This window comes from Peribacillus cavernae (assembly GCF_003989135.1).
In the GTDB taxonomy this organism is placed as follows: Bacteria; Bacillota; Bacilli; order Bacillales; family DSM-1321; genus Peribacillus; species Peribacillus cavernae.
Window position 1 is genome coordinate 37,244 of record NZ_RYZZ01000020.1, and the last position, 22,308, is coordinate 59,551.

The window sequence follows — 22,308 nt, forward strand, 5'->3', positions numbered from 1 at the left end:
GATCCTTCGCTTTTTGCCTCGGGAAGATGGCTTATGACCCTGAGGGGGCTTGGGAGCTAGAGCTAGACACTTTTCAAAATAGGAAAGATCTCATTTTAGGATGAACCCATTGGCGGTTCATCCTTTTTTTATCCGAAAATGGCGTTTAATTTCCCAACCTTGAGGTAATTAGCCAGGTTTTGATGAGTGAATTTTCATTATATGAGCCATTAATGAAAATGAAGAGCTATTGCAGAATTTTATGATCGATGACTTGATTTTTTGAGCTATCAGCAATATTATGATGGATTATTCGATTTTTCAGGAAGTAGTTTCCTGTATCTATGGCCTATTATAGGATTTAAAGTGCTGCTTTCTGATTTATGAGCCATTAATGAAAATTAAGAGCTATTATCGGATTTTATGATCGATTATTAGATTTTATGAGCTATCAGCAATTTTATGATGGATTACCCGGTTTCTTTATCCATATTATACCAAATTTATAGCCTATTATGGGGTTTCAAGTGCGACTTTCAAGATTTAAGAGCCATTAATAAAAGTTAAGAGCCATTAATGAAAATTAAGAGCTATTATCGGATTTTATGATCGATTATTAGATTTTATGAGCTATCAGCAATTTTAAGATGGATCCTCTGATTTTATGACCAACCACCAATTTTATGTTCTGTCATCGAATTTTATGACCGAACGATTCCACCACAACCTAAACCCTTTCATTACAATTCGCTCTTTATATGCAATAAATAGTCCCTAACAATATTGATATCTGACAGGGCACTTAACGTCCTGCTTCCGACAACGTCCTCAATTTCATTCAATAAAAAGCTGCCATCTTCGGAAAAGACAAAATCAATCCCTGCCATGCCAAAATCGATAGTATTGATAATTTTTTCAACTATGTCCCTCTCTCTTTCTGACAGCTCATAAAGCGAAGCGCTGCCGCCAAGGGTAAAATTAGCTTTGAAATCGGTTTCCGATTGTCTTAAAACCGCAGCTATGATTTTCTTTCCGACAATAAATACCCGGAGATCCTTTCCGTATACAGCTGGCTTTTGTATAATCCATCCTCCTGCGGCGCCTTTCAATCCATGTTCGCCATTTTCGTTTTTAATAAGGAAAACCTGTTTTCCTCCCCGTCCGGAGATTTCTTTGGCGATATAAGGATAGTCGAACGGGACATCACTGCCATCGAAACTATCACCATTTCCGTAAATTGTGTCCGCCATCGGAATGCCAAGCATAGCCATATACTGATGGGTTTTTGCCTTATTGTTGCATATTTCTGAAACCAGCGATGAATTATAGCATTTGATCCCCAGCAGCTCTAATTGCTTGGTAAATAGTGAATCGATCGTACGGACGATCGCAAAAGAGGGAAGCTCGATCGCTTTTCTTTGATGCAGAATAGCCAATTTCGAATTGACATGCCCAATCGAGAAATCCTCACGATATAAGAGTTGTATATTCATATCAAGATGCCTTGCTTCCTGAAGCACCCAATCAATATAAGCCTGATTCCGTACAGCGTCTTCAGAAGAATAAATCAGCCAGCCATTTGGATTCATCGTTTTGTTTCCGCCTGTCTTTCTAAGATATAGTCGATCATATAATCGGCAATATTAACCCCGGTGCATTCGTAGATATTCAATAGATGGGAATTGGAATTGACTTCACAAAGCAAGGGGCCACTTTCTCCAAATAATAAGTCGATCCCTGCAAAATCAGTTCCGAGAATGCCGGCACACTTTACGGCTAACTCGATTTCTTCCGGGGTCGGAGAATAGGCTTCCGTTTTGCCGCCATTCGTGACATTTGCCCGAAAGTCGGTTTCAGACGTCCTGAGCATCGATGCGACAACCTTTTCGCCGACAACGTTCAGGCGGATATCCTTACCCTTGCTGCTTTGCACAAATTCCTGAAGAATAAATGGCTTGTGTGCAATTTTTTTTACCATCTCAATTAATTCTGTTTCGCTCTCAACCAGGTAAACCTCCTGGCCAAAGGAGCCATAAGCTTCTTTTACCACCAACGGATAACCGAGGTATTTTCCGATCTCCTTGAATGGCTCAAAATGCTCCCGCTCTATCCCTTCATATGTAAATGGCGGAAAGACGGTCCTCGGCATCGGTATTCCTTGGTTGGCGAGAGCCTGATGTGTTTTCGCCTTGCTGTCGCATACTTCAATCGCCGCGCTGCTGTTATATACAGGCACGCCGATCCTCTCTAAATGGCGGGCCAGGTGAATATCCTTGTCCATGAAAATAATAAAATCGGGAAGCGATCCGGAGAGGCTGCCTTTTAATTCCGCCATTCCATCCTTTAGCACGGGGGTTAATTCGGTATTGCGGACAATCCTTGCCCTAACCTTTTTTCTATCTGCAGCTTCCTTCATAAATAGAGCCAGGTCGGAAAACTTTTTTTGCTGCAAGTAACCGTTTACGATGATCCAACAGCTTATTTTTTCACTCATACAGGCATCCCTCCTTTTTTTGCTAGGTAAATCGATTATGTATTGATAAAATAAATTGTAAATTATTTTTTACAATAAAGTAAACTGCAGGTACAGTAAGGAGAAATATCAAATGAAAAACGCTACCATGGAAGAAATAAACGAGTTCCTTCACAACAGGCAAATCAAACTGGGAATGGATTTCGGCCTTTCCCGGATGGAAACTCTCCTTGGCTATTTCGGCGACCCCCACCTTCAAATGAAAGCGATACATATTGCAGGATCGAATGGAAAAGGCTCTACACTGAATTATCTAAAAGAAATGTTGCTGGCTGAAGGGCTGCTGGTTGGCGCGTTCACTTCCCCATATTTAGAATGTGTGAATGAACAGTTTTCGATAAACAACTCGATCATCAGTGACGAGGAATTCATTATGCTATTCGATGAAATAGATACGGCCGTTCAGGCCATGGATCTGGACGGAAATGGGCCAACTCAGTTCGAAATCCTCACAGCGTTAGCCATTTTATATTTTAAACGGAGCGGTGTCGATCTCGTTTTGCTTGAAACAGGCCTCGGCGGCAGGCTTGACTCAACGAACGTCGTAAACCCGATTCTGTCAATTATAACATCGATATCGCTGGAGCATACCGATATTCTCGGGAATTCGATTGAAGAGATAGCCGGTGAGAAAGCCGGGATCATTAAGAAAAAAATACCGGTGATCAGCGGAGTGGGGGATAAGGCAGCTGCCGAAGTCATCCAGGGCAAGGCCGTGGCTGAAGATGCCCGGCTATATCAGCTGGATAAGGATTTTTTCATGGACAAGCTTGACAGCAAAGATAATTTTCAGCTGTTTTCTTATCAAATGGGATCGTGCAAACTGGACGATATCGAGCTTGCGATGCTTGGGAGGCATCAGGCGGAGAATGCATCGCTTGCTGTTACAGCAATCCTGCTGCTAAATCACCGATACGGATATTCAATCAATGAAGAAAGCATTCGAAAGGGTCTTCTCCGCACAACATGGCGAGCCCGGTTCGAACTGTTATCAAAACGGCCGCCCATTGTTCTTGATGGCGCCCATAATCCAGCGGGAATGGCGGCTTTGCTCGATACGCTGGAACGTTACTTTCCCGACAAAAAATACCGCTTTGTGTTTACAGCGCTTAAGGATAAAAATTATCAAGCGATGATAGCTCTGCTTGATCAAACTGCCGCAGCGGTCAATTTTACGGAAATAACTCACGAACGTGCTGCAAAAGCAGAAGAGCTTTTTGAAGCGTGCAGGCTTAAAAATAGAAAGCTGATCAAGGATTGGCAGATGGCAATCGAAGAAGCAATAAGCACTGCAGCCGAAAATGAAGTCATTATCATCACCGGATCGCTCTATTTTCTATCCCTTGCCAGGCCTTACCTGTTATCGGAAAAAAACTTGAATAGCTAATGAAAGGATTTCTACGATAATATGATGGGATCAAGCGAAAACTCGGAGGAATTAAGCGAAAAACACCCTGATATAAGCAAAAAAATCGATATTCAAGCGAAAATTTTGTTTTTCGAGCGAAAGGCAAAATACTGTAAAGCTAGTCCAACATTTCCTAATCTCCCGACTGTATAAATCGCTTTCTTGGTAGAAATAACGTTTTGGTGTGACATTATTATGAATACTTGCTAAAATTAGTCTAGACTATGACTATTTTACTAAACTGTACCCTTCAAGATAGGAAATATGATAGAAAGAGGTGATGGTCATGGAGGTTGCAAAGCATAAACGCATAACAGTTTGGTTGTTGTGGCTGCTGCTCGTACCTGCTGGCATCACGCTGACCTATCAATATTATCCCCCACAAACGAATGTCCATGGGTGGGACATCATTGGCTTCCTTTTTTTAGCCTGTCTGTTGTCATTGATTCCGATGATGATTAATAATTCGCCTGTTTCGGCGGTGCAGGGAGTTTCACTGGCAGTTTTTCTGATTTACGGACTGGCCGTCGAGATGATTGTGACCCAGATCACTTATATGTTCATGCTGCTGGCGCTGCGGCTTAGAAGGAACGAGATCCACCGGCTGCCTCTTAATTCCCTGCTTTTTTTCTTTGTTAGCTTAGTAAGTGGGCTCATTTATTACGCGCTTGCTGCTGCCGATGACTTCGGCACGATTGTAAGTCCATCTCATTTATCGATTATCATCGTTTATCATCTTATCTATTTTACACTAAACACGATTTTGGTTTCAGTAATAAGATATTTATTGTACAATCAGAAACTCGCGCTCATTACCAGGGACGCTGTTTGGGATTGCATTGCTGCATTAGTGGTATTGCCGATTGGGATTATTTTATTTATCCTATATCAGCAGCTGGGCTATCAGTCTATCTTGATTACCGGAATCCCTCTGATTGTCCTTGCGTATACCATGAAACTGTATAATTCCTCCCAGGCAATCAATGAAGGTTTGCAAAAGGCCAGTGAATTCGGCCATCAGCTTACGCAAAGGCTGGAGGTCAAAGAAGTGATTCATCTTTTTGTCGTAAAAATTGCTACCATCCTTCCTTCTGAACAAACCTATATCCTGGATGTTTTTAATCAGGAAAAGGAAATACACCTCCTTCGTTACGCCGAGTGGGGCATCGAAAAGGAGAAGAAGATAAAACCGCTGGTGCTTAATGAGGGAATTAGCGGCCATGTCTGGAAAACAAAAAAAGGAATCATTTATCAAACCAGAAAAGACTGGGAGCATCTTGACACAGGAATACTGAAAGAGACAGTTGAAAGTGTGCTCGCTGTTCCGGTTGTCCGGAACTCTCTCGTAGTCGGTGTGTTGATTTTGACTTCAGGGAAAAAACGGGCGTATGAGCAGTATCAATTGATGATTATGGATATTTTATGTTCATATTTGGGAGCAGCGATAGAAAATGCCCGCCATCTTCAAGAAACCAAACAGAAAAGTGAACGATGTGCTTTAACCAATCTCTATAATTTCCGCTATTTCGAGTCAGCGCTTGAAAAGGAATTCGATAAGCTGCAAAACAAGGAATATAGCAATCTTTCATTAATTATCCTGGATATTGACCGTTTTAAATCTATAAATGATACATATGGCCATCAGAGCGGCAATGAGATCCTCACCGAGTTGGCCAGACGCCTTGAGCGATTGATGGCCAACAGGGGAATCCTGGCGCGTTTTGGCGGGGAAGAGTTTGTCATTCTCATGCCCGAGGTCGATAAAGCAGAAGCCTATGACTTTGCCGAATTCATCAGGCATTCGATTGCCAGCAAGCCATTTTCCGTACATTCGGATTTGGGGGAGCATCGCAGCAAGCTTTTGGTTTCCGTTACCGCCAGCATTGGCGTTGCATCTGCCCTGGCTGATGCCGAAGATGCCCAGTCGCTCGTCCGCCATGCCGACCGCGCCATGTACACTGGAGCCAAGCAGGCGGGAAGGAACAAGGTTGCCCAGTATGTGGGTTAGCTGTAAATCCTTGAAAATCTGAATGTAGTATCTTAGTAAAGTAAGAATAAACGGGGGAAAAGGTATGTTTTTTATTCTAAAACAGCAGCTGCTGTACAAAGTATTATCTCGATTATGCCCTCTTAAAATTGCCTGTGTTCGGTAAGCTGCTGCAAAAGGCACAAATCGCGAGAATGACCAGGACGTTAAGCTCCCTTTTCGCAAGCTCTGTTCCGATCCTCCAATCACTGTCAATTATCGAAAAGATCTCAGGCAACGAAGTGTTGGCGAAAGTTCTCAAGGAATCCAGGAATTCGATAGAACAAGGCGGATCGATTGCAGGTCCAATGGAAAGTCACTGGGCATTTCCTCCTATGGTGACGCAGATGATTTCGATTGGCGAAAGATCAGGTACAATGGATTACATGCTGGATAAAGCCGCAGAATTTTACGAAATGGAAGTGGACAATGCAACAGACCAGATTAAATCATTGATAGAGCCGATGATGATCGTCTTTCTGGCAGTTGTGGTCGGCGGTATCGTGGCAGCTATCGCGGTACCGATGTTCAGTATCTTTGAAACAATTAAATAAAAAATTTAGGTATTTTATCATGGAAAAATATTCATCAATCTCTTATAATAGTAAAAGGATATACATATTGGAAGCGATGGTAGGCCATTTGTAGCTGGCCTGGAGTGAGTAGTGCACCCCGCCAATTTTTAAGTTTAATATTCATACTCCTTTCCAAAGGAGTTCTTTTTTTACTTATATTCAACTTCGTTCCGAATCTAGTATAATAAGTCTAATAGAAATGCAAAGGAATTACTGATATGGCCTTTATCTATGCGTACCAATTTATTCTTGGAGCGGTGCTGGGATCGTTCTACAATGTCGTCGGATTGCGGGTGCCGGAGAATGTGTCAATAGTCCGGCCGCGGTCCCACTGCCCTGCCTGTAAAAGAACTTTAGGCACATTGGACCTGGTTCCGATTTTGTCTTATCTCTTTCTACACGGAAAGTGCAGAGGCTGCGGTACAAAAATATCTGTCGTTTACCCTGCGGTTGAGCTCGTGACTGGTTTATTGTTCATATTTGCTCTATACCGGTTCGGACTGACCGGCGAATTGGCTATCGCACTCCTTTTCATCTCGCTTCTGGTCATTATTTTTGTTTCGGATATATCCCATATGATCATTCCGGACAAGGTGCTGCTATTTTTTCTCCCGTTCCTTATCCTCGGCAGAATAGTCGTACCGCTTGAACCGTGGTGGGATATGTTTTCCGGTGCTTTCTCCGGTTTCGCGCTTCTTTTTCTGATCGCGATTATCAGCAAGGGGGGCATGGGCTTCGGTGACGTTAAACTCTTCTTTGTGATTGGCCTGGTACTCGGGTTTAAGTTGACGCTCCTGGCCTTTTTTATCGCTACGCTTATTGGCGCCTTTTATGGCATTGCCGGCATAGCTGCGGGAAGGTTCAAGAAAAGGCAGCCGATTCCATTTGGGCCGTTCATTGCTGTAGGCGCTCTTGTTTCCTATTTTTATGGCGGTATCATACTAAACTGGTATTTTCGGATGTTTGATTTTTAGGCGGTGAAGCGAGTGTCATTATTGGGAAACGGTAAGCATCAAGTGCATTTTGCGGTAAAAGATCGATATATTCGTTTTTTGAAGAGCGGGAAAAATCGGTCATTTCTCGCTTACGGGCAAAAATGCCTGCCTGAGGGAGTTATCGTGGAAGGACAAATCAAGGAACGGGAAACGCTGGAAATGATCCTTGATGAAATCATCGGCCAGTGGAAGTTGAAAGGAATCAGGACTTCATTTTCGGTTCCGGATTCGTTTGTCATACTAAGAAAGATCAGCATACCAGCTGAAGTCATGAAAGAAGATCTTAAAGAGCCTTTCTGACTCTGCATTTATCACAGAAGCGAGGCTGCTTGGCTTTCAAACGAAAAAAGCGGATGAAGGTAGAGTTGAATCTGTTGAACGGGATAGCGGAAATGTACTTCCGAGATATATCGCACAATATAATCTGCAAATTAATAAACAGGCTCTTCAAAAAGCAAAAGCCGAAGGGAAGGTGCTGAAATAATGCCTTCTCGAAAAATGGCCATTATCTTCTCTGTTTGTTTATGCCTCGTTGTGTTCCCTGGCGGCGGTTATTTTTATTTTTTTCATTATAAACCGTTTAAGGAGAGTATGGAAACGCTGAAAACTTCGATTTCAAATGAAGAAAATAGTACCAATCGCTTGGACAAAAGTAAAAAACAGGACAGCGGGGATCTAAAAAAGAAGTCAGCAGATTTACAAAAGATGCTGCCTGTGAGTGCTCTGGTTGATCAATTTCTTCTTCAGCTGCAAGAAGCGGAAGCCGCTTCAGGAAGCTTGATTACCAGGATTTCGTTTGCGAAAATGGTGAAGATACTGCAGCAGATCCAGAAGGACCGGCACAAGAAACTTCGAATTAGGGAGATCCTATAGAGAATTCCAATCCTGAAACTGGAAGCAGCAGCGAAGCAGGAGAGACATCCAATGCTACTGACGCTTCTTTGCCGCCGGGCATCGAGAAAATCACGGCAGCGATGGTTGTGGAAGCGCCGGGTTATTTTGAATTGGAAGGGTTCATAAAGGCGGTAGAAGAATTGCCGCGTATCACAAAGGTCGAAAGTCTAGTCTTTACAGGGAATCAGGAAATCAAGCAAGTGGAAGACCAGTCAGATAAGCTTAGATATAATATGACGGTGTCGACTTATTACTACCCTGGACTTGAAAAACTGAAAAAACAGCTTCCTAAATATGATGTTCCGGAACCGGGCAATAAAGTGAATCCTTTTTATCAATCAGAGCTATCGATTCCAGCTAAACCGAGTCGTGGACAGGAACCTGGCAATGATAATCGAGATGCCAGGGATACGGGGGAGAACAGCCGGATTGTAGAGATAAACCAGAGAAAATATAGAGTTTATAGCTATAAGGTAAAGCCTGGTGATACCCTATTCAAAATAGCAGTAGCCTTTTACAATAGCCGCAAAGGGGAAGCCCTGATTAAAAGCTGGAACAAGATGACCTCTCTCCAGGCTGGCACAACTATCGAAATACCAGTACCGGTTGACGGCAAAATTTGACGAAACCTATTGATAACAGGACGACAAAAGTCTTGTTATTTTTTTTTGCCTGTGTGATAGGATGAGAAAAATGAAGTCGAAGGGAGCCTGTGAGATGGACAAGTCCAAGAATCAAAAAGGTCTTACGATCAAGATCAATGGACAGGAAAAATCATTCGAGGAAACAAAAAAAGACAGGTTCCATCCGGAAAGTCAGGTCGCTGCCGCCTCTGAAAAGGAAAAGGAAGAAAGCTTTGACTGGATGCTGCCAGACGAAGCAGCGACGAAAGGAGCCATAGGCCCTGCTCCTGTAAAAAAAGGCAAGGCAGCGATCTATAGCTTTGGCGGAAAATCGAAAAGTAAAGGGCAAAAGGATGGGACAGGTGTATTGAAAGCATTTTTAATTGCCATCATTTGTGCGATTATTCTTGGGACATTTCTGGGATTTATCATCTTAAAAACGATCACATCTGATGATGGGACTCAAGCATCAGGGGAAAACCAAAATGTAGCTTCAGCACCTGCTGAAAAACCGGCCGCAACAGCAGAAAGCAATAAAAACACTTCACTCTCCCCCCTCAAGGTCTATCTCGTGCAGGGGGGGGTCTTTAGTACGGAAAGCAGCGCCAGCAAGATCCAAAAAAGCATTAAACAAAAGGGAGTCCCTGCAGAAATCTTTAAATTGGATGGGCGGTTTTATATCTTTTTAGGAAGCGCAGGCAGTCTCCAGGAGAGTAAGGAGCTGGCCTCATACTTCCAAAGTAATCAACTGGATGCTTTTTGGAAGGAAGTATCACTTTCTGCCGCCATTAAGGGGGATGGAAAAGAAAGCAAGCTTCTGAGCGATATGTCTGCTCTCTACAGCACATTAGCGCAATCCACCTCAAGCCTTCTGCTCAGTCCCGAAACTGCCATCGACGAAAAACGGCTTGAAAAGCAATTAAAAACAGTTAACGAAACGGCAAAGGGTGTCTCGGTCAAACCACTTGCAGCGTTGAAAAAAAATGTATCTTCAGCGTCAGAATTGCTCAACAAATATCAAACTTCGAAAGATCCAAGGCAGCTTCTTCAGGCTCAAGATCAGTTGCTGGCGTTTTTGAAGGGTTATCAAAGCATGGGATGAAAGTAATCTGTCAGTTGTTATATATTTCCGGGAAATACATGATAAAATGCCGTAAAAAAGAGATCCTTCAGTTAAACATGATTCAGGCAGAATGAACTCCCTGCCAATCATGTTCTTTTTTATTTTTATGGACATGGAGCGGTGACAAGCCCCGGCTCGGCATTTCGCAGGACAAGGAACGCTTTAGGAACCATATTTCCTTCGAAACGAAAAAACGATCGTTTTTTAAGGGTGTGGAAATAGTTAGCTACCGATGCTGTTAACCTATTTTTTTGTCAAAGATTGTTAGTTATTCTGTAATCTGTTACGATAGATATGTATCTCCCGAAAATGCTTTTAGTAAGGTAAGGTGAATTTCATGCATCCATTGATATTAGCTTCCTCATCACCGCGTCGTAAAGAACTTCTCCAATTTCTCCACGTTCCTTTTCAAACGATTCATGCAAATGTTGATGAGAATTTTGACCCGAATTTGACCGCTGAAGAAGCTGTCAGAGAATTAGCAGTGCGAAAGGCAGCGGCAGTCGCGCTTGAACATAAAGACAGCTGTGTAATTGGTGCGGATACGGTTGTAGTCGTCGACGGCGAATTTATCGGGAAACCGGCTGACCGCTCCGCTGCAAAACAAACGCTGCAAATCCTTTCAGGAAGAACACACTATGTGTATACTGGTGTGGCTATTATCCAGGATAAGAACCAGGCCGTTTTCGCAGAAAAAACAGAAGTGAGCTTTTGGAGGCTGTCTGACGAAGAGATCGAAGCATATCTCGAAACTGGAGAGCCTTTTGACAAAGCCGGCAGCTACGGCATTCAGGGGTACGGATCGCTTCTCGTAAAGGAGATTACCGGTGATTACTATACGGTTGTCGGCCTTCCTGTATCCAGGCTAGCCCGTGAATTGAAAGCCTTCCAGCGTCAAAAGCTGTAAGTTTGGAGTATTCATTTCTCTCCTCGACGGCCTTCTTCCAAGATCCATAGTTATGAAAGGATGTTGAATAGGTGGGCAGTAAAATGTTAATTCGTGATTTCCCGAAAGAAGAAAGACCTCGTGAACGATTTCTGCAGGAAGGGCCTCAGAGCCTTTCAACACAGGAGCTACTTGCACTCCTGCTCAGGACCGGAACCAAGGATGAATCTGTTCTGCAGCTGGCGAACCGGTTGATCAGTACCTTTGAAGGGTTAAGGCTGTTAAAGGATGCTTCCATTGAAGAAATTACTTCAATTAAGGGAATCGGGGAAGCAAAGGCGATTCAAATTTTGGCATCTGTGGAACTTGGCCGAAGAATCAGCAGTTTAAATTATAATGACCGCTATGTGATTCGTTCTCCTGAGGACTGCGCCAATTATTGCATGGAGGAGATGCGGTTTTTATCCCAGGAGCATTTTGTTTGTTTATATTTAAACACAAAAAACCAGGTGCTTCATAAACAGACCATTTTTATCGGCAGCCTGAATGCCTCTATCGTACACCCGCGTGAGGTATACAAAGAAGCCTTCCGCCGGTCCGCGGCCTCTATTATTTGTCTGCACAATCATCCCTCAGGCGTGCGCCTGCAAGGTGCGTAATTTTAGCGATTTTCCTTGAAAATCTAGAACTCCTTACAATGTTCTATGGTCAGCATCTTACCTTGAGGGGAAACCCAATACAGGGAACAGAGCATGATGTGAAAAAGGAGAAAAGACGACAAAGCTATCTAACGTCGAGTCAGTTCTTCAGACCAAGTGATGTATGGTAAAGGCTATACTGCTTGAATCCTAGACGAATGAGCGGTGGGTGCGCCATTGTCTACGATAGTTAACAGGCAATGAGGACAAAATGGAAGACGTATCGCCTGAGCGTCTGTGGGAAATCGCCGCTTTCCTGTCCATAGTAAGGTTTGTCCTTCAATCCTCAACAAGAGGAAACCGTCGAAAGGGATATCTAACCATCACGCAACTAAAATTATGTCATAATGCAGGGATTACCTAAGTGCAAGTGCCACTGGGCTATTAGACATAGGTCTATGAAAATTGCATATGGTAACGGAGTCTCCATAGTACTCAACGTTTGCTTGTAATGAGTTTAGCACGGGGAAGGGAGACAGGTTGATGTTAACGTCAATTGGAAAGGAGTCATGAATATGGCAAAGAATCCATTTCATCAGTTGGACGTTATAAGGAACGCTTCTCAAAAAGGAAATATCATAACGGATTGTTACCGTCTCATGTATAACAAAGAGTTGTGGATTAAAGCATATGCGAAACTATATCCGAACCCTGGGAATCTGACAAAGGGAACAACAAATGAAACAATTGACGGGTTCAGTTTACAGAAAATAGATGACATCATTGAACAATTGAAAGCTGGAAATTTTCGTTTTGCACCTGTAAGAAGGGTTTACATTCCAAAAAGCAATGGCAAAAAGAGACCATTAGGAGTTCCTATTTTTAAAGATAAGATTGTGCAGGAAGTTATGAGAATGCTTTTGGAAAATGTTTATGAACCAACATTCTCAGAAAATTCCCATGGATTCAGAGAGGGAAGGAGTTGTCACACAGCTTTATCCCAAATCAAAAATACATGGAAAGGTCTAACATGGTGTATTGAAGGAGACATAAAAGGCTTTTTCGACCATATAGACCATTCTGTATTAATAAAACTTATCTCAAAGAGAATTAATGATCGTCGTTTTCTGCTACTTATTCATAATGCACTTAGTTGTGGTGTAATGGAAGATTGGACTTATCATAAAACATACAGCGGTACACCACAGGGCGGTATAATCTCACCTCTGTTAGCCAATATCTATCTTCATGAGTTTGACCTGTTTATGGAAAAACAAATGGAAGAATTTGATAAAGGAAAAACGAGAGCAAGAAATAGAGAGTATACAAAAATTCGCTCGGAAATCAGCACACTCTCCAGAAAAGTTAGAAGACTTGATGATAGAAATGGACATCAACTGTGGGAAGGCAGAATGGATTTCGTTGACAAAATCGAGAAGCTTAAACGGAAGCAGATTTTGATACCATCGGTCAATTCGATGGACAAAGAGTATCAAAGAATGAAATACGTCCGATATGCTGATGATTTTGTTATAGGGATAGCTGGTTCTAAGCAAAGTGTATTTAAAATAAAGGAAACGGTAAAGAATTTTCTTAAAGAGGAACTTCATCTTGACCTAAGTGATGAAAAAACTCTCATAACTCATTTGGAAAATCCAATTCCCTTTCTTGGATATGAATTCCGAAGATGGAATGAGTTTAAGGTTAAGAGGGTCACTTATAAAAACCAAAAACATCCATTGAAAAAGAGAACTCTTTCAGGGGCAATTAAGTTGGAAATTCCTGAATGGAAAATCAAAGAATTTTCCATAACAAACGGATACGGAAATCTGGACAACTTCAAAATTATACATCGAGCTAAACTTATTAACAATTCGGAATTGGAGATTCTGCATACCTATAACGCTGAACTTAGAGGAATTGCAAACTACTACAAACTGGCAAATAATTATCATCATCTTGATAAGTTATTTTATCTAGCTGAAAGTAGTTTCATCAAAACAATTGCTAATAAACGGAAAAGTACCTCAATGAAGGTTGCCTTAAGTATGAGAACTCACAAACAAGGAGTTTTATGTCTTGTTAGGAAAGATAAGCAGGACAATGAGAAACTTCATCAGTTTGTGAAGCTAAAAGACCTGCCTAAACCTAAAGGTGCTATTAAAGCAGATTCTCCTGAAACAGATACGTATGTAAATACGATGAAATATTCAGGAAGGTCAGAATTTGAAAAACGTTTATTGGCCAATCGATGTGAAGCGTGCGGTATAACAGAAGGTCAAATGGAAGTCCATCATGTTAGAAAGTTGAAGGACTTGAAAAAGAAAGCTAACTTAAAATACTTGGACAAAATTATGATTGAACGGAACAGAAAAACAATTGTCCTTTGTTTTAAGTGCCATCATGACCACCACGAGAAGCAAATTCCGATTAGTCAACTGGCGAGCCGTATACGCTGAAAGGTGTACGTACGGTTCTGAGGGGGGAACTGTGAAACCTGCTTGGGAGACCAAGTAAGGCGCATGCTTCCTACCCTACGACCCCACTCCAAGCAGAGAAGATATTGAAGTCACAAAAAGGCTGGCTGAATGTGGAAAGATTATTGGCATAGAGCTGCTCGACCATGTTATTATCGGTGAGCAAAAGTATGTAAGCCTTAAGGAAAAAGGTTATTTATGATACTATCAAAATCGTTGACGATGCGATATAATAATGTTTGTGATTTTTGATGAGAAATCTTTTTAACACCTTCTGTTTTTTTATGAATGACTGAACCTTAAATTGAATTCTTACCATAAAAGTGATCGTTTATGAAAGGGAGATACGGGAATGTTGGGAATTGGTACGAGAGATGTTGGAATTGACTTAGGAACGGCTAATACGCTGGTATATGTAAAAGGAAAAGGGATTGCTGTCAGGGAACCATCGGTGGTTGCTTTTCAAACAGACACAAAAAGTATTGTCGCTGTAGGAAATGATGCTAGGAACATGATTGGCCGTACTCCTGGAAATGTAGTGGCAATGCGCCCGATGAAGGATGGCGTCATTGCCGATTACGAAACAACCGCAACCATGATGAAATATTACATGAAACAAGCCCAGAACAAAGGGGTATTTGCCCGTAAGCCGTACGTGATGATTTGTGTGCCATCCGGCATCACCGCTGTCGAGGAACGCGCGGTCATTGACGCAACGAGACAGGCAGGCGCCCGCGATGCCTATACGATTGAAGAACCATTTGCAGCCGCAATCGGGGCAAACCTTCCTGTTTGGGAGCCAACAGGAAGCATGGTTGTCGATATTGGCGGCGGAACGACTGAAGTAGCCATCATTTCCCTTGGCGGAATCGTGACAAGCCAGTCCATCCGCATTGCCGGCGATGAAATGGATGATGCCATCATCAGCTATATCCGCAAGAATTATAATCTGATGATCGGTGAACGTACCTCAGAAAGCATCAAGGTCGAAATCGGTTCAGCTGGAGATCCTGAAGGCATAGACAATATGGAAATCCGCGGACGTGATTTACTAACCGGGCTTCCGAAAACGATTGAAATCACTGCTGAGGAAATTTCAAAGGCGCTGCGGGACACCGTGTACACAATTGTTGACTCCGTGAAAAACACATTGGAAAAAACCCCGCCTGAACTGGCAGCTGATATTATGGACAGAGGAATCGTCCTGACCGGAGGCGGAGCTCTGCTGCGCAATTTGGATAAAGTAATCAGCGAAGAAACAAAAATGCCTGTCCTTATCGCAGAAAATCCGCTTGATTGTGTGGCAATCGGAACAGGCAAAGCATTAGACCATATCCATCTATTCAAAAACAAAGCGAAATAATCAAGAAAAGCGGAAGCGCCTTGTTCAGCCCTGACAAGCATAAGACAGCCCGAAAGAAGGCGCTTTTTTCCTTCTGTAGGGAGCTGGCTTATGACCTCGAAGGGCTAGACGCTGGAGCTGGACACCAAGAAAAGCGCAAGCGCCTTTGAAAAAGTTATACTTCTTTTTCTTATGAAGTAGGAACAACTGTGTCCATACAAAACGGGGGTTCCTTTGGTGGTTTCCATCAAAGGAATATTCCCGTTTAAAGGTATGTTCATTTCTCGAAATGTTCCTGGGAACAAGTCTGAATAAATAGAGGTGAAAACCATGCCACAGTTTTTCAATAAGAGATTAATATTATTGCTGGTAAGTATTATCGTACTCGTGGCATTGATTGGTTTTTCGTTAAGAGAGAGAGAAGAATTGTCCTGGCCGGAACAATTTTTGAAAGATACAGCCGGCTGGTTTCAAAATGCTTTTCATAAACCCGTTTCATCCGTAACGGGCTTTTTTGAAAATCTGAATGATCTTCAGCATACATACGACGAAAATAAAAAACTGAAATCCCGATTGGATGAATATGTGAAATTAAAAACAGAAGTGCAGGACTTGAAGAAGGAAAACGATGATTTACGAAACATTCTTAATAAAGAAAAAGATGATCTCAGCGAAGCATCACGTATCCAGGCGACGGTTATCGGCCGGAATCCCGATCGCTGGAATGAAATGATCACCATCAATAAAGGAACCCTGCACGGGGTTGAGCTGGACATGGCCGTCGAGACATCTGAAGGCCTTATCGGCAAAGTAAAGAGCAGCAATAAATTCACCTCTTCTATTCAGCTTTTAAGTTCGATAGATCCAAAAAACCGTATTTCCGCTGTAATCCAAGGCAATGAAGATGCTTACGGAGTGATTGAAGGCTATGATGAGAAAAGGCAGTTATTGCTTTTGAAGCGTATTCCATTTGATAAAAAGGTCAAAAAGAATTCTAACGTCATAACCTCCGGATATGGCGGCGTGTTTCCGAGGCGGCTGGTAATCGGAAAAGTCGTTGATGTGAAATTAGACCAATACGGTTTGAATCAAACCGCTTATGTCAAGCCTGCCACGGATTTTTATGATATCAGTAATGTAGTGATTCTAAAACGTGACATCCCGGCGCCAGAAGAAGGAAAGTCGGGCACAGGCCAGGAGGGGGATGGTGGGCAGTGAGCCGTTTCATCCTTCCTGTAACCGCTTTGCTGTTCTTCATTTTTGAAAGCATTTTTGCCAATCTATTTTCAGGCGTCATGTTTGGGAGCGACCGGGTTTATGTGCCCCGCCTCATCATGATATTCATTGCATTTTTGGCTATTTACGGCTCTAAGAGGTTGGGTATTTTATACGGGTTTATTTTAGGGCTTTGCTATGATGTGGTCTATACAGAAATATTGGGGATCTATACGTTTTTATTCCCTGTGCTTGCCTATCTTATTTCCAAATCAATGAAGGTGCTGCAGGCCAATTTATTGATTGCCATTTTCGTTTCTGTTTTTTTCGTTGGCATTCTCGAGGTTGTTGTTTATCAGCTGAATGTGCTGATTAATTTTGCGAAGATAGGCTATCCGGAGTTTGCGAATACAAGGCTGTTGCCTACTCTTTTGCTGAACCTGGCTTTTATTGTCATCCTTTCCTTCCCTTTACGGCGGATGGTCGAAAAGTACGAGACGGAAAGGGACAGTGCATAATCAATTGCAGGGAAAGCAGCGAATGTCAGCCAGCAATCCTTTTCAACATCCCTTGTTCTTGTAGGCAGGTTTTTCTTTCACTTTTTCGTTGCATGAGAAAAAGGAAATTTGTCCCGAGATGTCGAATTATACTTTCATTGAGGTGAAACTGGCGCCATGAATAAACGAACTCAACAAAATGTAATGATAAAAGGAACAAAAGACGGGCTAACGTTGCATCTCGATGATTCCTGTTCCTTTTTCGAATTGTTGAAAGAGCTTGAAACAAAGCTTTCCGCAAACTATCAATTTCAAGAAAACGACTCGTTGATCGCTGTGAAAGTGCATACTGGAAACAGATACTTATCCGCGGATCAAAAAGAAAAGATTAAAGAATTAATACGCAAAAAAAAGAAGCTTGTCGTTGATGATATTCATTCCAATGTTGTGACCCTCGATGAAGCAAGGCAGTGGAAAGAAGAGAATGAGATTACAACAGTAGCCAAAATGGTCAGATCTGGCCAAATTATAAAGGTTCCAGGCGATTTATTATTGATTGGTGATGTCAACCCCGGCGGTACGGTCACGGCGGGTGGGAACATCTACGTCATGGGTGTTTTAAAAGGGATTGCCCACGCCGGATTCTCGGGAAATGAAGGAGCCATCATTGCAGCTTCAGTCATGAAACCAGCACACTTGCGGATCAGCGATATTGTGAACCGTACCCCGGATGGATATACAGAGGACGGGCACGGCATGGAATGTGCCTATATTGATGAAAACCATCAACTTGTCATTGGAAAACTGCAGGTTTTGAAGACACATAGACCTAATTTAAATAGATTAGAAGGGAGACTCTAATCGTGGGAGAGGCAATAGTTATTACATCCGGCAAGGGTGGAGTGGGAAAGACAACTACTTCTGCCAATTTGGGGACATCCTTGGCCATTCTTGGTAAAAAGGTATGTTTGATCGATACAGATATCGGCCTGCGCAATTTAGACGTTGTCATGGGTCTTGAAAATCGGATTATCTATGATCTAGTAGATGTCGTTGAGGAACGATGCAAGATTCATCAGGCACTTGTGAAGGATAAAAGGTTCGATGACTTGCTCTATTTACTGCCGGCAGCGCAGACAAGCGACAAATCTGCCGTTAACCCGGACCAAATGAAGAAACTTGTCGAGGAGTTAAAGCAGGACTATGATTACATAATTATTGATTGCCCTGCAGGAATTGAACAGGGATACAAAAATGCAATTGCGGGTGCTGATAAGGCCATTGTCGTGACGACCCCTGAAACCTCGGCAGTGCGCGATGCGGACCGGATCATCGGTTTGCTTGAAAAAGAAGAAACTATCGAGCCGCCAAAGCTAATCATCAACCGAATCCGCAGCCATATGCTGAAAAGCGGCGAAATGCTGGATATCGACGAAATCACTGCCCATCTTTCCATCGATTTAATCGGCATCGTAGTCGACGATGACCAGGTCATCAAGGCATCGAATCAAGGCGAACCAATCGCGCTCGATCCCAATAATCGGGCTTCCATCGCCTACCGGAACATCGCTAGGAGAATCCTCGGCGAATCGGTTCCGCTCAAGCCGCTGGAAGACGAACCAAAAGGATTTGTCGCGAAAATCAAAAAGCTGTTCAGCGTACGATAGACACAATAGTAAGAGTGCATTCATTTTGATGCATTCTTTTTGTTTTTGTAAGATTGTAGTAACTTTTTACTAGTCATAGTCTGGACAAGGCAATCATACCCTTTTATAAAAGCAATGCAAGAAGGCAGGGGGTAGATTTCTGTATGAAGGACAGAAGAAAAGATATACAAGACCGAATTAACAAACGGAGAAAAATGAGCGAGAAACGGCTGAGCGGTTCGTGGACACAGATCGATAATGAAGGGCACTATGGCTTTGAAACCACAGCCTATGAGGGTACATCGGAAAAGGAGCACCCGCTCTTTAAGAAGGAATATTTCTATTTTAAGGCATTGGCTTCGCTGTGCTTGTTTCTGCTGATTGCTGTGATCTTTAAACATCCCTCTGCTAAATTGGATGACACCCGAAGCTTTGTGAACGAGACGATGAATCAGGAGTTTCAATTTGCGACGGTATCGAACTGGTATGAGGACAAGTTTGGCAAGCCGATAGCTTTTCTGCCGGAGGATACATCATCAACTACGGAAAATGAAGGACTAACCAATCAATATGCATTGCCGGCGTCGGGGAAAATTGCCGAGAGCTTTGAAAGCAACGGTGAAGGAGTGATCATGGAGACCGATGCGGATTCAAGGGTGAAAGTAATGACCGAAGGCGTTGTCATTTTTGCGGGAAGCAAAGATGATCTTGGGAAAACCGTCGTCATCCAGCATAGTGATAAAAGTGAATCGTGGTATGGACATCTTGGCTCGATTGACGTGAAGCTATATGAAAATGTGAAAAAAGGAAAAGAAATCGGCGAGGTCACAGCGAGTGATGATGGGACCAAAGGGACGTTTTATCTTGCTATAAAAAAGGATGACAAATTCATCGACCCAAAAAAGGTGATACCATTTGAGTGAATACCTCCAGCTCCTAGGTAAGCTTCGCATCCATCCTACCCTCTGGATTGTAATTGGAATCGCTGTCGTGACTGCCCATTTCATTTCGGTGTTAATGCTTCTTTTCACGGTGTTAATTCATGAATTGGGACACGCAATTGCTGCGCAGCATTTTAAATGGAGAATTAAATCGATTTCACTGCTGCCTTTCGGAGGATCCGTTGAAACAGAAGAGTATGGAAACAAATCCCTGAAGGAAGACTGTATTGTGATTCTCGCCGGACCGCTTCAGCATCTTTGGCTAATCGGTTCAGCTTATTTGTTCTATTCTTTCTCAATAATGCCGTATGAATTGTATCAGCAGTTTCTTTATTTGAATCTAGCAGTGATGGTATTCAATTTGCTTCCGATATGGCCATTGGACGGCGGAAAGTTATTGTTTCTTGGCCTGTCGCTGTATCGCTCTTTTATTGATGCACACCGCTTTACCTTGTTATTTTCGATAGGGTTTGCCTTCCTGTCCCTGCTTCTGGTTAGCTTTTTTCAACCGTTCAACTTGAACATTTGGATTATCTCCGGCTTTCTTGCCGTATCTCTTTCGATGGAATGGAAGCAGCGGTACTATGCATTTATTCGCTTTCTGCTTGAACGGCACTATGGGAGGAATGTGGGTTTGGCAGTGCTTAGGCCGATAAGGGTTGAAGAAAGTGTGCAAATCCATAAGGTGCTTGAAAAGTTCCAGCGCGGCTGCAAGCATCCTATCATCATCTTGAAAAACGGCAAGGAACGGGGATCCCTCGATGAGAACGAAATTTTGCATGCCTATTTTTCTGATAAACTGACAAATGTGAAAATCGGCGACCTATTATATTCATATTAACTGTGGTATCCTTTCTTCAAACAAAGGCGGCAAGTTCCAGCCTGTTTAAGAAGGGATTTTTTATGAAGAAGGTTATTGTCAACATGTCGACAAGAGAGAAAAGATATGCGGTCACTGATAATGGAAAATTGGTCAAGCTTGAAATGATGACGCCGAATCAGCAAAGTCTCGTCGGGAATATCTATCTAGGGAAAGTGACAAAGGTGCTGCCAGGCATGGATGCCGTATTCATCGATTTTGGCCAGGAAAAAAACGGCTTCCTGCATCGCGACCAGCTGCCATCCTATCAGCGTTCCAAACCGGATCCTTCTGCAACGATCGGCAAGTTTGTCCGTCAGGGGGAAAAGCTGCTCGTGCAGGTGACCCGCGACGAAACCGGCACAAAGGGAGCGAAATTGACCGGATTAATTGAACTTTCGACGGAATACATCGTTTACATACACGGAATCGATTATGTAGGGGTTTCCAGGAAATTCGCGGATCCCCATTCACAGCGAAAATGGCGCACAGCCGCCTTCGAAAGCAAGCGGGCTGATGAAGGACTGATTATCCGGACATCGATGGAAACGCAGGATCTCGCGATGTTTCAAAAGCAGTTAAGTGCCTTGCGTGAACAATATGCTGAAATTCATAATAAGGCGGCCGCCTTAAAATCAACTGGACTGCTCTATGCCGAAGATACGTTTCTCGACAGTATCCAGCGAGAGATAAACGCAGAAGAAGCCGGAGAAGTAATCATCGACAATTTCGCGGGTTTTAAAGAGCTGGAAGAACGGTTATCCCTGCAGTCAGGCGCATGGAAAGCCGTTTACTATAAAGAAAAGCAAAATATCTTTTCCGGGGAAAAAGTCGAGCCGCAGCTGGAGCGGGCATTAAAAAAAATTGTCTGGCTTGACAATGGCGGCTATCTTATCATTGAAGAGACCGAAGCCCTCACCGTGATCGATGTGAATACTGGGAAATATACCGGAAAAGCTGAAAAAGAACAGACGATTTTCGAGACCAACCTTCAGGCTGCAAGCGCTGCTGCCAGTCAGATAAGGCTGCGAAATATCGGCGGGATGATCCTCATTGATTTTATTAATATGGAAGATACGGATCACAGACGAAAGATTATTGAAATATTGAAAGACGAAAGCCGCCGGGATGAAATGCGCAGCACAATCGTCGGTTTTACCGAACTGGGGATTCTTCAATTAACAAGGAAAAAAACCTCGCCGTCCTTGAGTGAAAAGGTTACAGAGGTATGTCCATGCTGCCGCGGTACTGGTAAAATAGAAAGTGCGGAAACGATTGCTTTCCGGCTGGAGCGCGAATTGATGGAACATAGGCATCAGGACGAGGAAGCAGTCTGGGTGGAGATAAGCGAAAAAGCAGCAAAAGCGCTGCTTGGTGATAGAGAAGCCTACCGACCCACCCTTGAAGCTAATCTCGGAATGAAATTATACATTACAAACCTGGAGGGCCTTCACAACAGCTATGTCATTAAAAGATTCGGAAGCATAGCGGGAATCGAAATAGCGGTGAAGACGGCAGAGCGGTAAACTGGATAACGGGTTTCAGGATAAACATATTGACAGTATTTCTTGTTTTATGATAGTATTTTACTGTTATGTTTGTAGCACCCGTGCTACAACCGCACAGATCAGGCCTTAAAGCTTTGCCGACG

Annotated in this window: 19 protein-coding genes, 3 pseudogenes and 1 other annotated feature (1 of these 23 running past the window's edge); of the genes and pseudogenes, 20 read left to right on the forward strand and 2 right to left on the reverse strand. The window is 42.9% G+C overall.

What is annotated here, in order from left to right; translation table 11 throughout:
- Positions 1-719: 719 nt before the first annotated feature.
- A complete protein-coding gene (locus ELQ35_RS14465) occupies positions 720-1,568 on the reverse strand; it encodes an ATP-grasp domain-containing protein (RefSeq protein WP_126865532.1) in 849 nt (282 codons plus the stop codon).
- Positions 1,565-2,473: an ATP-grasp domain-containing protein gene (locus tag ELQ35_RS14470; RefSeq protein ID WP_126865533.1), complete on the reverse strand. Its 909-nt coding sequence runs from the start codon at positions 2,471-2,473 to the stop codon at positions 1,565-1,567. The genes ELQ35_RS14465 and ELQ35_RS14470 overlap by 4 nt, the downstream gene beginning before the upstream one ends.
- A 112-nt stretch (positions 2,474-2,585) precedes the next feature.
- Between ELQ35_RS14470 and ELQ35_RS14475 the strand changes: the two genes are divergently transcribed.
- The 20 genes and pseudogenes from ELQ35_RS14475 (at position 2,586) to ELQ35_RS14570 (ending at position 22,183) form a co-directional block, all read left to right on the forward strand.
- Positions 2,586-3,899 carry a bifunctional folylpolyglutamate synthase/dihydrofolate synthase gene (locus tag ELQ35_RS14475; protein ID WP_126865534.1) on the forward strand — a complete coding sequence of 438 codons (1,314 nt, stop codon included), beginning with the start codon at positions 2,586-2,588 and terminating at the stop codon, positions 3,897-3,899.
- Positions 3,900-4,206: 307 nt separating this feature from the next.
- Positions 4,207-5,928 (forward strand): sensor domain-containing diguanylate cyclase, encoded by a 1,722-nt coding sequence (locus ELQ35_RS14480; protein WP_126865535.1) that lies wholly within the window; start codon positions 4,207-4,209, stop codon positions 5,926-5,928.
- Between the two features lie 95 nt (positions 5,929-6,023).
- Positions 6,024-6,500: pseudogene (locus tag ELQ35_RS14485) on the forward strand (type II secretion system F family protein); the annotation flags it as partial.
- A 239-nt stretch (positions 6,501-6,739) separates the two neighbouring features.
- Positions 6,740-7,495 (forward strand): prepilin peptidase, encoded by a 756-nt coding sequence (locus ELQ35_RS14490; protein ID WP_126865537.1) that lies wholly within the window; start codon positions 6,740-6,742, stop codon positions 7,493-7,495.
- A gap of 12 nt (positions 7,496-7,507) precedes the next feature.
- Positions 7,508-7,816, forward strand: a complete 309-nt coding sequence (locus ELQ35_RS14495; protein WP_126865538.1) for a type IV pilus biogenesis protein PilM — start codon at positions 7,508-7,510, stop codon at positions 7,814-7,816.
- A 183-nt stretch (positions 7,817-7,999) separates the two neighbouring features.
- Positions 8,000-8,389: a hypothetical protein gene (locus ELQ35_RS14500; protein WP_126865539.1), complete on the forward strand. Its 390-nt coding sequence runs from the start codon at positions 8,000-8,002 to the stop codon at positions 8,387-8,389.
- Between the two features lie 68 nt (positions 8,390-8,457).
- Positions 8,458-9,033 (forward strand): LysM peptidoglycan-binding domain-containing protein, encoded by a 576-nt coding sequence (locus ELQ35_RS14505; RefSeq protein WP_126865540.1) that lies wholly within the window; start codon positions 8,458-8,460, stop codon positions 9,031-9,033.
- A 70-nt stretch (positions 9,034-9,103) separates the two neighbouring features.
- Complete coding sequence (locus tag ELQ35_RS14510; RefSeq protein WP_126865541.1) at positions 9,104-10,135, forward strand: hypothetical protein; 1,032 nt, start codon at positions 9,104-9,106, stop codon at positions 10,133-10,135.
- A gap of 358 nt (positions 10,136-10,493) precedes the next feature.
- A complete protein-coding gene (locus tag ELQ35_RS14515) occupies positions 10,494-11,063 on the forward strand; it encodes a Maf family protein (RefSeq protein ID WP_126865542.1) in 570 nt (189 codons plus the stop codon).
- 83 nt (positions 11,064-11,146) lie between these two features.
- Positions 11,147-11,680, forward strand: a pseudogene (gene radC, locus ELQ35_RS14520) (RadC family protein); the annotation flags it as partial.
- Positions 11,681-12,255: 575 nt separating this feature from the next.
- A complete protein-coding gene (locus tag ELQ35_RS14525) occupies positions 12,256-14,139 on the forward strand; it encodes a reverse transcriptase/maturase family protein (RefSeq protein ID WP_126865544.1) in 1,884 nt (627 codons plus the stop codon).
- A gap of 79 nt (positions 14,140-14,218) precedes the next feature.
- Positions 14,219-14,359 (forward strand): annotated as a pseudogene (locus ELQ35_RS14530) (JAB domain-containing protein); the annotation flags it as partial.
- 150 nt (positions 14,360-14,509) lie between these two features.
- On the forward strand, positions 14,510-15,520 hold the full coding sequence (locus tag ELQ35_RS14535; RefSeq protein WP_126865545.1) for a rod shape-determining protein: 1,011 nt from the start codon (positions 14,510-14,512) through the stop codon (positions 15,518-15,520).
- Between the two features lie 309 nt (positions 15,521-15,829).
- Positions 15,830-16,717 carry a rod shape-determining protein MreC gene (gene mreC, locus ELQ35_RS14540; protein ID WP_126865546.1) on the forward strand — a complete coding sequence of 296 codons (888 nt, stop codon included), beginning with the start codon at positions 15,830-15,832 and terminating at the stop codon, positions 16,715-16,717.
- Positions 16,714-17,232 carry a rod shape-determining protein MreD gene (gene mreD, locus ELQ35_RS14545; RefSeq protein WP_126865547.1) on the forward strand — a complete coding sequence of 173 codons (519 nt, stop codon included), beginning with the start codon at positions 16,714-16,716 and terminating at the stop codon, positions 17,230-17,232. The genes mreC and mreD overlap by 4 nt, the downstream gene beginning before the upstream one ends.
- Before the next feature lie 156 nt (positions 17,233-17,388).
- A complete protein-coding gene (gene minC / locus ELQ35_RS14550; protein WP_126865548.1) occupies positions 17,389-18,072 on the forward strand; it encodes a septum site-determining protein MinC in 684 nt (227 codons plus the stop codon).
- Between the two features lie 2 nt (positions 18,073-18,074).
- Complete coding sequence (minD, locus tag ELQ35_RS14555; protein ID WP_126865549.1) at positions 18,075-18,878, forward strand: septum site-determining protein MinD; 804 nt, start codon at positions 18,075-18,077, stop codon at positions 18,876-18,878.
- 143 nt (positions 18,879-19,021) lie between these two features.
- Positions 19,022-19,780 carry a M23 family metallopeptidase gene (locus tag ELQ35_RS14560; protein WP_126865550.1) on the forward strand — a complete coding sequence of 253 codons (759 nt, stop codon included), beginning with the start codon at positions 19,022-19,024 and terminating at the stop codon, positions 19,778-19,780.
- Entirely contained in the window at positions 19,773-20,639 is an 867-nt protein-coding gene (locus ELQ35_RS14565; protein WP_126865551.1) for a M50 family metallopeptidase, read from the forward strand. The genes ELQ35_RS14560 and ELQ35_RS14565 overlap by 8 nt, the downstream gene beginning before the upstream one ends.
- 62 nt (positions 20,640-20,701) lie before the next feature.
- Complete coding sequence (locus ELQ35_RS14570) at positions 20,702-22,183, forward strand: Rne/Rng family ribonuclease (RefSeq protein ID WP_126865552.1); 1,482 nt, start codon at positions 20,702-20,704, stop codon at positions 22,181-22,183.
- 80 nt (positions 22,184-22,263) lie between these two features.
- Positions 22,264-22,308 (forward strand) — a sequence feature (ribosomal protein L21 leader region); it runs 36 nt beyond the window's last position.